This is a genomic window from Corynebacterium sp. HMSC30G07 (genome assembly GCF_001806945.1).
Taxonomy (GTDB): Bacteria; Actinomycetota; Actinomycetes; order Mycobacteriales; family Mycobacteriaceae; genus Corynebacterium; species Corynebacterium riegelii.
The window spans coordinates 62,383-71,105 of the sequence record NZ_KV786460.1 but is presented as its reverse complement, the minus strand read 5'-3'; the positions used below and the strand labels follow the sequence as shown (position 1 = coordinate 71,105).

Sequence of the window (8,723 nt, the reverse complement as noted above, 5' to 3'; positions counted from 1 at the left end):
CGGCTTCGCCGCGGCCGACTCTGTAGCTGAAACCTTGTTTTTCGCCGGGGTGTCTTCCACCTGGTTGATGCCGTGGCGGACGTCCACGGTGTTTTCGTAGGCGGTGCCGTAGGTCAGGGCGGCGACGGCCCAGGTTTCGTCGCCAATCTCACCCCAGGAGACGCTGCCGGTGGCGCTGGCGCGGTCATCAGTCCAGCCCATCTTGGAGCCTTTGACGTTGTCCATGCGGGCGGTGCCGAAGCCTTGGATGAAGCCGTCGGCAGCCACGGCGCTTTGGTCCTTCATACCGGCGAACAGGGGTTTCGCCTTCGGGTCCCACACGATGGAGGAAATGAACGTGGCAACGTCGCGTGCAGAGGTCTGCGTCTGACCCCAGTAGCCGCTGCGCACCGTGGCCTTCAAGTCGAAGTCCTCCGCGATCTGCTCAATCGCCTCCGGATACTTCCGGTCAAGCTGGCTGGCAATCAGGTCCGAAGAGGTGGCCACCATCTCCGGGATCTGGGACTTCTCCTCAGCAGTGCCGTTGTACAGCACGTAATACGCCAGGTACAGCTTGGCCAGGCTCAACGCCGGGCGCGGCTCCTCTGCATTGGCGGACATGGAAATCCGCCCGTCGGGGTGCACCACGGCCAGGGCCGTACGATCGCGCAAATACGACGGATCCACGTGGTACGCCTGCGCTGGCGCAGCCACGATAGAGGGCAACGCCAGCGCGCACGCAAGCGTCCCCGCAACAACCCGCAGTTTCATCTGGTATGTCCTACGCTTCACAGTCCTACGCTTCGGGGTCCAGGTGCAGGATTGAATCGGACTCGGAAGCCTCTTCAAACACCGGCACCTCTACCTCGCAGAAGTACACGCCGGCTCCCGTGGCATCCTCCTGGTAGCTGACCAGGCCAAACGAAGTGAGCTCAGGTTCCGTCAGGTATTTCGCGCCGAACATCTCTGCGGCATTCACCGCCGCGGAAAGATCCTCCACACCGAAATAGACCTGCCACAGCGCCAACTCAGGCACCAGGCCGATCTCCATGCTCAAGAATGGTGCGCCGTCCTGGAGGGCGATGTATTCATTGCCAACCTTCTGCACTTCCCAATCGAAGAGTTCGGCGTAGAAATCAACTGCCGCAACCTCGGGTCCGCCGTAGTTGTACCACACCGGTACACCCGGCTCACCGGCGGCAACGAAGCGGTCTTCGCCTGCCGGCTGGATCAAACCGAAGATGCCGTCACATGGGTCGGCACACACGGTAAGGGTTCCCAGGTCTACCTCTGCGGTGGCAAGCACCCGGCCGCCAAGCTTCTCCACACGCTTCGCGTCCGCAGCCACATCAACGCTGAGGAAGTACGGCACCCATTCGTTCAGCGCCTCTTTTGCGCCGGTGCTGACAATGCCGGCCACCGGCAGGCCGTGCATGCGGGCCACGCGGTAGTCGCCGCCCGAAACGTCCCAGCCCAGCACCTTGGTGTAAAAGTAGGCGGACTTTTGGGGCTCGCTGGTCACCAGGTCCTGCCAGTACGGCATGCCGGGAACGGCTTCAAATGCGGGCATTAGAGATTCCTCCACTTCTCCGGATCGAAATCATCGTTGGCGGTGCGCTCATCAAAGTAGTCGTCGTCACCGTCACCGTCGGTGGTGACGGTTGCGGTGGCGTGGGGGGTGGAGATGACGTCAGCGTCGTGAAGCAGAAAGCCCCTGCTTGTGACCACCTCACCGTTGACTGTCACCTCCCCGGCCTCAATCATTTCTTTGGCATGGCCGCCGGATTCCGCCAGGTTAGCCAGCTTGAGCAGCTGGCCCAGTTTGATCGTGTCGCCGCTGATAGGCACCTCAACATGCATGCGGCCAAGCATAAGCCAGATTGGTGCGGAGTTTAGAACAGCGCGGGCAAACCGGCGAGCCCCTCGATGAGCATCCACACTGCGATGGCTATGAAAATCAGGCCTGTGACCAGATCAATTGCCCAGCCATGCCGCTGGATCGGCCTCGCCAGGGCGCGCACTGCCAGCGCAAATCCAACAAACCACGCAAGCCCGGTGATAATCAGCGTCGCCGCAATTGCCACCATCCACTGCCACCCCATGCCGGGGCGGATGAACTGGGCAAAGATCGCGCCGAAGAACAGGACCGCCTTCGGGTTGGACAGGTTCGTGGCCACACCCACAGCGAACGCCTTGGCGGTGCTCATGGCTCGCGCGGCAGGTTCAACCGCATCAGGGCTTTCTTGCTTATCGACGCGCGCCTTCACCCCACCCCGCAACGCCCCAAGACCCATGTACAACAAGTAGCCGCCGCCGACGATCTGCAGCACCGTCAGAATCTGCGGCAACGTCTGCACCAGCGCAGACAGGCCCAGAAGCGACGCAATGATCCAAAACGCGTTGCCAAGCGTGATGCCCGCGGCAGCCCACACGCCGGCCGCGCGGTCGCGTGAGCCGATGCGGATGATCTGAAACGTGTCCGGACCAGGGCTAACAATCGCGGCGAACCACACACCCAGAAGCGCCGCGAACGCTGACCCAGTCACTTAACGTTCTGCCTGGTCAGCAGGCATGATGCTCATCGTGTCGATGTTCACGTGCGCTGGCAGCGACGCCACCCAACGGATCGCCTCGGCGATGTCTTCCGCGGTGAGGTTGAGCTTGCCCTCGTACACCTGGGCGGCACGCTGCGCATCGCCGTGGAAGCGGTTGAGCGAGAAGTCCGTTTTCACGCGGCCCGGGTCGATCTCGCAGATGCGGATGTCAGGCGCCTCTTCTCTACGAAACGCCCTAGTCAACCCCCGCAACCCAAACTTCGCCGCGTTGTAGCCGCTGCCGCCCTTGTACGCATCCGTCGCCGCCACGGAACCAATGTTGATAACCAAGCCCTTTGCGGCCTTGAGCTGCGGGTACAGGGCCTGGGTGACGCGCATGGTGCCCATGACGTTGGTGTCGAACATCCACTGCCAGTCGTTCGCGTTCGCGTCCCGAAGCAAATCAAGCTCCTTCGCCCCACCAGCATTGTTAACAAGAAGGTCTACCCGCGGGAGCTTCGCCAACTTGTCCACGCTCGCCTCATCCGTGACGTCCAACTCCAATGCCTCCCCGCCAATTTCATCAGCGATGGCCTGACAACGCTCCACCCGGCGCGCCGCCACAATCACGTGCCAACCATCAGCCGCCAACGCACGACACGCGGCCTCACCAATACCCGCCGAGCCGCCAGTAACTACAGCAACTTTTTTGTCCATGCGCACAGGTTACCGGTGTACTTGGCGCATTGTGATGTTTATCCGCCCCTCTTTCAGACCCGTGGTTTCGGGCCCGGTGGCTTCGCGCGGCGCCTTCACCCCGTGATATGCCCTCCTTGCCGGACCGCCAAACACCAGCGCGTCCCCGGACATCAGCAGCAGGTCTTTGCTTTCGGTGTTTTCGGCGCTTCCGGTGTTTTCGGGGTTTTGAATGCGGAAGATCGTTTCCTCCCCGATGGAGAGGCTGACCACCGCGTTGTCGGATTCCTCCTCCGCGTCAACGTGCAGGCCCATGCCTGCGCCCGGCGGGTAGAAGTTCACCAGTGCGGTCTCCACTGTCGGCGTGGGACCCACCAACGGGTCGATTTCGCGTGCTTGATTCATGATGTTGTTGGCTATGACCTGGTAGTTTGCGGGTACTTCCGGCACAGCGTGGCCATCAACCTCACGCACCAGCCGGTACGGCCGCGTCTGCCAAAACCACCCCAACGACAACAACCACGCCGCCATCTGCCCCTGCCCCACACGCGGGCGCTGCATCGCCACCGGCGTACCTTTCACCCGGTGAGCAATGTCCCGCGCCTGCTTGACCAGTGCGGCTTGCTCTTCGACGCTGAGGAAATTCGGCAGGTGCACCACTCCTGGGAGTGGGTTAGAGGGGGTGCGCGGGAGAGCGTCGAAAAGCATGGGTCTAATTAGGGTTCAGTTAACCAAGAAGCCACCTTAGTTCCGAAATGCGCTGCCATACGCCCTGCTCAGTGGGTGATAAATCGTACGAGTGGGCGCGCTCCTCGAACGCGTCAATCCCACCTTCCACCTCCTGCTCGAGATTACGTAACTCCTGCTTAGCCTCCTCAACCGTGAGTCGGCGAATAATCGGCGTAGACATAATCCCTCCTTGGAAATGTTCCTGTTGGTTCGTTGTGCCCATTGTTCCACACTGGGGTAACACGCCAGCGGATGTTCGAAATTGTTGTTCGAGCTGAAGCATGGCGATCAGTCGTAATCCTGTAAACGAGGGGGCCTCGTTTACAAAAGCCCAGGTCGGGTTCGTCACATCCGTAACAAATCGCTTTGTTTGCAATGAGGCTGGTGGGGTGCGTGGGGTTAGCGCAGGTCAGGGGGTAGAACCCCTAGGAGGCTTCGCGGCGCGCGGGCCCACGCAGGTAGAAGGTGTCCACGATGTCGTACTTCGGCCCGCCGGAGCGGCCTTTGCCCAGGTGGGATTCCATGAGGTGGATCTCGTCCACATGCCAGCGAGGGCCGGAGTAGATGGAGAGGGCGTGGGCGTGGTCGTCGAGAAGCCAGAAGTCCCTGGTACGGGTGCCGGTACGGGCGACGGTGAGGTGGGCGCGCTGTCGGCCGCGGGCGTCGGGCTCCAAAAGGCAGTCGGCCATGAGGGTCTTCAGCTCAGCTTTGTCACCGCCGACGCCGATCCACAGGGTGCGGCGGTCGAAGCAGCCGGCGCCGCGAAGCCGCAGCTCTAATGGCGGAGCCCATGCAGTTGCCTGGGCGAGGATATCGGTGACTTCGGCGGCGTCGTTGGGCTGGGAGCCGTAGAAGGCCAGCGTGATGTGCCAGTTGTCTGGGTCGGTCCAGCGGGTTTCGGTGCCGAATGTGTCGCGGATCGGGCGCAGGGCGGTGATGAGGTGCTCGCGGACCTCGGTTGGTGGGACGATTGCGGCGAACAGGCGTCTCATGGCCTCAAAGGTACCCTGGAAAACAATGTTTGACTTGGAGAAAATCGGGCGCGGCCTGCCGGTGGCGGGGGTGCTGGGCCAGTTGCCTGAGGCTGGCCCGCTGGTGGTTGAGGCGCCGCCGGGTACGGGTAAGACGACGCTGATCCCGCCGGCGGTTGCGAATGCGCATGGAAAGACGCTGGTCACCGCCCCGCGCAGGGTTGCGGTTCGTGCAGCGTTTCGGCGCCTTTCGCTTCTCGACGCCCCGTCGCTTTCCGGCTACGCCATCCGCGGCGAAGCCAAGCGCGGCGAGTTGGTGGAGTTTGTCACCCCCGGCGTGCTGCTGAACCGCCTGCTGAAGGACCCGGAGCTTCACGGTGTGAACGCGGTGATTCTGGATGAGGTGCATGAGCGTCAGCTGGATACGGATCTGGCGTTGGCGATGTGCATGGAGGTTGCGATTCTTCGCGACGACTTCTTTCTCACCGCCATGTCCGCCACCCTGGACGCGGCGGCGTTTGCGCAGCATATGGGTGCGCACGTGGTGTCCACGCAGGCGGAAACGCACCCGCTGGAGGTGCAGTACGCGCCGCATGCGGGACGTGCGTCGGGGTCGCGGGAGTTTTATGAGCATGTGGCGTCGCTGGCAGCTAAACCGGCGTCAACAGCACAAGCGGAGGGCCGCACGTTGGTGTTTGTGCCGGGTGTGCGTGAGGTGGAGTTGGTGTGCGAGGCGCTGCACAAACACGGCGTTGCAGCAGCACCGCTGCACGGTCGGCTGAGCAGCGAGCAGCAGGACCAGGCGCTGTACGGGGATGCGCCGGTGGTGGTGTCAACGGCCGTGGCGGAGTCTTCAGTAACCGTGCCGGGCGTGCGCAGGGTTGTGGATGCCGGCCTATCAAGGGAGCCGCGCAGGGATTCCCGCGGCATGACTGGCTTAGTCACGGTGTCGGCGTCCAAGGCGAGTGCGAACCAGCGCGCGGGCCGTGCCGCACGTTTGGGGCCAGGTACGGTTGTGCGTGCCTATGCAGAGGCCGACTACCAGCATTTTCGTGAAGACATCGCGGCGGAGATCACCACCAGTGACCTCACTGCAGCGGTGTTGATGATGAAGGCGTGGGGCTCCCCAGACCTGCCGCTTTTAACCTCGCCACCAGCTGCGGCGCGTGAAGAAGCAGAGGAAACGCTGGAGGCACTCGGCGCCCTTGACAGCCGCGGCGAGATCACCAACTTCGGCCGCACACTTGCCGCACTGCCGGTGGACCCACGTTTGGGGGCCGCCCTGCTGAAGTTGGGCAGCGGCGCCGCCCCCACGGTCGCGGCGATTGCGGAGGGCTTAAGCGGTGATTTAAGCCGGGTGGGTCCGCCGCGCAATCAGGTCAACCGCCTGGCCAAGCTCGCGCCGAAGGGCCCGCCGGTTGCTGCTGGTGAGGTAGTCAGCACCGCGTTTCCGCAGTGGGTGGCCAAGCGCATGGGCGAGGAATACTTGCTGGCCAGCGGCACGCGCGCCACGTTGGATCCAAAGATCAACCTCACCGGCGCGGAGTGGATCGCGGCCGCTGAGGTGCAGCGCACAAAACACAGCGCCGTGATCCGCGCGGCCGCAGCCACAGAGCTTCCCACCGAGCGCATCACGCAGGGCTACCGCGCGCACGTAAATAAGGACAAGGTGCAGCTTCGTAAAGTCAAAGCCATCGGCGCAATCGAGCTCAGCGCAACGCCGGTCGCCCTCAACACCTCAACTACCGCCGCCGCCAGCGAAGCACTGGAAGAGGCCGCCGCATCATTCCGCTTCGAGGACTTCCTGCTTGATAACAACGAACGCGACCTCCTTTCCCGTCTCACCTTCCTCCACGAGCAAGCTGGCTGGCCGGATATTTCGCGTGGGGATTACGCGGTTGAGGTTGGGGAGGTGTTGCGTGGGGCGTCGATAAGCAAATGCGACATGCGGGCCGCAATGATGCGCAACCTGCCGTGGGAGCTGGCCGGCAAGCTGGAGCAAAGCACGCCGGAGCGCCTAGCGGTGCCCAGCGGGTCGCGGCCGAAGATTTCCTACGAGACCGGCCGGCCTGTGGTGCGCGTGAAACTGCAGGAATGCTTCGGGCTGGCCACCTCGCCGGAGGTTTCCGGGGTGCGCGTGCTATTTCACCTGCTCTCGCCTGCCGGACGCGAACTTGCGGTCACCGATGATCTGCGTAGTTTCTGGGACGGGCCCTACCAGCAAGTGCGCAAAGAAATGCGTGGCCGCTACCCCAAGCACCCCTGGCCGGAGGACCCCTGGAGCGCCAAAGCCACGGCGAAGACCAAGAACAAAATGTAAACCGCTACATTATCGGCATGACAACTGCGCATAAGACGCACACCGAGGGCCACTCCCGGGCACACACTGTGTCCATGTGGACGCTGGTGTCGCTGATCATCGGCTCCACGGTGGGCTCCGGCATTTTCGCGCTGCCGCAAAACATCGGCTCCGTAGCGGGCCCCGGCGCGATGCTCACCGGCTGGCTGATCGCTGGCGTGGGCATGCTTTCCATCGCCTTCGTCTTCCAGATCCTTGCGCGGCGCAAACCGCACCTGGACTCCGGCGTGTACTCCTACGTGCGCGCGGGGCTTGGTGATTTCATCGGCTTCGCCTCCGGCCTGGGCTACTGGCTTGGCTCCGTCATGGCGCAGGTGGGGTATGCCACCTTGTTCTTCGGCACCATCGGCTACTACTTCCCCGTCTTCCGCAACCAGTGGGTGCTGGCCCTTGCGGTGTCGGTGCTGACCTGGGCGATCTTCTTCATGCTCACCCGCGGCATCAAGCAGGCGGCAGTGATGAACGTAGTGGTCACCGTTGCCAAGATCGTGCCCATCCTGGCCTTCATTGTGCTGGTTGCGTTCCTTGGTTTTAGTTGGGACAAGTTCACGTTTGACTTCTGGGGCGAAAGCTCTGGCCTGCCATTTTCCAAGCAGCTGCAGGGCATCATGCTCTACACCGTGTGGGTCTTCATTGGCATTGAGGGCGCATCCGTCTACTCCAAGCAGGCTTCCAAGCGTACGGACGTTGGCCGCGCCACCATCATCGGATTCCTGTCCGTTTTGGGTCTTCTGGTTGCCGTGTCCACCTTGAGCTACGGCGTGCTCACCCAGCAGGAACTGGCCGCACTGCCGGACAACTCCATGGCCGCCGTCCTTGAGGCGGTTGTGGGCCCGTGGGGTGGCGTGTTCATCTCCATCGGCCTGTGCCTGAGCGTGCTCGGCGCGTACGTGTCCTGGCAGATGCTGTGCGCTGAACCCATCGTGCTCATGGCCAATGACGGCCTGCTGCCGAAGCGCCTGGGACGCGCCAACAACGCCGGCGCACCGTTTACCGCACAGCTGATCTCCACGGTGGTCATCCAGTTCTTTGTCATCATCTTCTTTGCCAACCAGACCTCCTACAACGCCATGGTCCAGCTGGCAACGATCATGTACCTCCTGCCGTACATCTTCTCCGCGCTGTACCTGGTGCTGCTCGCGCTGCGTGCGGACAAGAACCCAGCCACTGATGAGGTCCGCCCAGACCGCGCAACCAACTCCAAGCACCTGGTTGTTGCCGCCGTGGCGTTCATCTACTCACTGTGGCTGATCTACGCCGCCGACCTGGTGTACGTCCTCTTCGGCGCACTCGCAGTACTGCCGGGCATCATCCCGTACGTGCTGACCAAGCGCGCGCGTGGAGAGCGCCTGTTTAACGCCTTCGAGTGGGTCGTTGTCACCATCGTTGTCATCGGCGCGGTGTTTGCCGTGGTTGGGCTGGTTAACGGGTCGCTGGTGCTGTAGGGGGTTGGCT

Annotated in this window: 10 protein-coding genes; 2 read left to right on the top strand and 8 right to left on the bottom strand. The window is 62.7% G+C overall.

What is annotated here, in order from left to right; all coding sequences use genetic code 11:
• From HMPREF3104_RS05220 to thpR, 8 genes are all read right to left on the bottom strand, one after another.
• Positions 1-750 (bottom strand): hypothetical protein (locus HMPREF3104_RS05220; protein ID WP_070494680.1); only part of this gene is annotated, 750 nt, incomplete at its 3' end.
• A gap of 25 nt (positions 751-775) precedes the next feature.
• Complete coding sequence (locus tag HMPREF3104_RS05215; RefSeq protein ID WP_070494679.1) at positions 776-1,549, bottom strand: VOC family protein; 774 nt, start codon at positions 1,547-1,549, stop codon at positions 776-778.
• Positions 1,549-1,839, bottom strand: coding sequence for an RNA-binding S4 domain-containing protein (locus HMPREF3104_RS05210; protein ID WP_052205620.1), 291 nt, complete (start codon positions 1,837-1,839; stop codon positions 1,549-1,551). Before HMPREF3104_RS05210 ends, HMPREF3104_RS05215 begins: the two co-directional genes overlap by 1 nt.
• Positions 1,840-1,871: 32 nt before the next feature.
• Positions 1,872-2,525 (bottom strand): LysE family translocator, encoded by a 654-nt coding sequence (locus HMPREF3104_RS05205; RefSeq protein ID WP_070494678.1) that lies wholly within the window; start codon positions 2,523-2,525, stop codon positions 1,872-1,874.
• Entirely contained in the window at positions 2,526-3,230 is a 705-nt protein-coding gene (locus HMPREF3104_RS05200; RefSeq protein ID WP_070494690.1) for an SDR family NAD(P)-dependent oxidoreductase, read from the bottom strand. It abuts the gene before it with no gap.
• Between the two features lie 9 nt (positions 3,231-3,239).
• On the bottom strand, positions 3,240-3,866 hold the full coding sequence (locus tag HMPREF3104_RS05195) for an alpha-ketoglutarate-dependent dioxygenase AlkB (protein ID WP_070494689.1): 627 nt from the start codon (positions 3,864-3,866) through the stop codon (positions 3,240-3,242).
• Positions 3,867-3,936: 70 nt separating this feature from the next.
• Positions 3,937-4,119, bottom strand: coding sequence for a hypothetical protein (locus HMPREF3104_RS05190; protein WP_070494688.1), 183 nt, complete (start codon positions 4,117-4,119; stop codon positions 3,937-3,939).
• Between the two features lie 244 nt (positions 4,120-4,363).
• Positions 4,364-4,930, bottom strand: coding sequence for an RNA 2',3'-cyclic phosphodiesterase (gene thpR, locus HMPREF3104_RS05185; RefSeq protein ID WP_070494677.1), 567 nt, complete (start codon positions 4,928-4,930; stop codon positions 4,364-4,366).
• A gap of 25 nt (positions 4,931-4,955) precedes the next feature.
• Between thpR and HMPREF3104_RS05180 the strand changes: the two genes are divergently transcribed.
• Entirely contained in the window at positions 4,956-7,229 is a 2,274-nt protein-coding gene (locus HMPREF3104_RS05180) for an ATP-dependent RNA helicase (protein WP_070494676.1), read from the top strand.
• Between the two features lie 17 nt (positions 7,230-7,246).
• Complete coding sequence (locus HMPREF3104_RS05175; RefSeq protein WP_070494675.1) at positions 7,247-8,713, top strand: amino acid permease; 1,467 nt, start codon at positions 7,247-7,249, stop codon at positions 8,711-8,713.
• Positions 8,714-8,723: the final 10 nt, after the last annotated feature.

What these genes read in the sequence shown, in the direction of transcription:
- HMPREF3104_RS05215 (WP_070494679.1), bottom strand. Translation starts at nt 1,549, where the DNA reads ATGCCCGCATTTGAAGCCGTTCCCGGCATGCCGTACTGGCAGGACCTG.
- HMPREF3104_RS05210 (WP_052205620.1), bottom strand. Translation starts at nt 1,839, where the DNA reads ATGCATGTTGAGGTGCCTATCAGCGGCGACACGATCAAACTGGGCCAG.
- HMPREF3104_RS05200 (WP_070494690.1), bottom strand. Translation starts at nt 3,230, where the DNA reads ATGGACAAAAAAGTTGCTGTAGTTACTGGCGGCTCGGCGGGTATTGGT.
- HMPREF3104_RS05190 (WP_070494688.1), bottom strand. Translation starts at nt 4,119, where the DNA reads ATGTCTACGCCGATTATTCGCCGACTCACGGTTGAGGAGGCTAAGCAG.
- thpR (WP_070494677.1), bottom strand. Translation starts at nt 4,930, where the DNA reads ATGAGACGCCTGTTCGCCGCAATCGTCCCACCAACCGAGGTCCGCGAG.
- HMPREF3104_RS05180 (WP_070494676.1), top strand. Translation starts at nt 4,956, where the DNA reads ATGTTTGACTTGGAGAAAATCGGGCGCGGCCTGCCGGTGGCGGGGGTG.
- HMPREF3104_RS05175 (WP_070494675.1), top strand. Translation starts at nt 7,247, where the DNA reads ATGACAACTGCGCATAAGACGCACACCGAGGGCCACTCCCGGGCACAC.